The 1,425-nt window shown below is 64.9% G+C and carries 1 pseudogene; it reads right to left on the bottom strand.

Annotated features, from left to right (window positions below):
- Window positions 1–144 precede the first annotated feature (144 nt).
- Window positions 145–1,265: pseudogene (locus tag IH50_RS38340) on the bottom strand (IS256 family transposase).
- Window positions 1,266–1,425 lie beyond the last annotated feature (160 nt).

Genomic DNA, 1,425 nt, shown 5'->3' with positions numbered 1-1,425 from the left:
TCACGAACCTCCCGCACCTGACGGGACATCAGCCGAGTACACTCGCGAACACACCACTGACCAGCAGGAATAGCGAATTGCAACTAGAGTACTACTGAGTTTTTCGTTAGTTCTGGGTCATGTCCCTTGTCGTGGTGTAGGTGATCAGTCGTCTGACATGGCGGGTAGGACGATCGTGTCGTCGGGATAGAGGGCGTCCATGCTCTCGTTGGAGAGGTAGCGGCGGGGGAAGGCGATCCATTCGTCGTGGAGTTCGGCGAGGACCGCGGTGGCCAGGCGGAGGACCGCGGGCGGGTTCGGGAAGACCTGGACGACGTCGGTGCGGCGTTTGATCTCCCGGTTCAGCCGTTCCAGCGGGTTCGTGGACTGGATCTTCTTTCAGTGCTGGTGGGGGAAGTCCGCGAACGCGGTCAGGTCCTCCTTCGCCTCCAGCAGCATCTCTTGGACCTTGGGGCCGCCGAGCCTTTCGGGATCACGGAGAAGACGTTGCGCACGAAGTGGACACGACACCGTTGCCAGGCGGCGCCGAGCATGACCTTGCGGATCGCTTTGACCAGGCCGCTGTGGCTGTCGGAGACGACCAGACGGACGCCACTCAGCCCGCGTTCGCGCAGGTGCCGCAGGAACTGGGTCCAGAAGGCTTCGGTCTCGCTGTCGCCGACCATGACACCGACGACCTCGCGGCCGCCGTCCTGGGTGACGCCGGTGGCGATCACGATCGCCTGGGAGACGATGCGGTGGTCGACACGGGCCTTGACGTAGGTGGCGTCGAGGAACAGGTAGGGGAACCGGATGTGGTCCAGCGGACGCGTCCGGAAGGCGTCCAGCTGTTCGTCCAGCTCGGCGCAGATCCGGGAGACCTCACTCTTCGATATCCCGGTGTCCGAGCCGAGCGCCTTCACCAGGTCGTCGACCGACCGGGTGGAGACGCCGTGGACGTATGCCTCCATGATCACCGCGTAGAGGGCCTGGTCGATGCGCCGCCGGCGCTCAAGAAGGCTGGGGAAGAAGCTCCCGGACCGCAGTTTCGGAATCGCGAGCTCGAGGTCGCCGGCCTGCGTGGTCACCGTCTTCTCCCGGTGCCCGTTGCGCCAGGCGGTGCGGGTGTCGGTGTGTTCGCCCCACTCCGCGCCGATCTTCGTACTCGCCTCGGCCTCGATCAGTTCCTGCAGCAACCGCTCGGCGACCTCGCGGACGAGTTCAAGACCATCGGCCGAACGTAGTGACTCAAGCAGGCGAAGTAGGTCATGCTGGGACAAGGCCACCGTGCACCCCCTGGGGTCGAACTGCCCGTTCACTCCGGACAGTTGCACGGTGGCCTGCCAGTTGAGCAGGGAGCAGTCACCGGCAGACGGTGCACCCCAGGGAGCAGAACCCGCGCACTCAACCGCGGAGATCCCCTACACCACACAGCGGGACGCCATC

Origin of the sequence: Streptomyces sp. NRRL S-37 (assembly GCF_000721605.1) — a bacterium.
Lineage (GTDB): Bacteria > Actinomycetota > Actinomycetes > Streptomycetales > Streptomycetaceae > Streptomyces.
The sequence above is the reverse complement of the archived record's forward strand: the minus strand, read 5'-3'. Positions and strand labels throughout refer to the sequence as shown.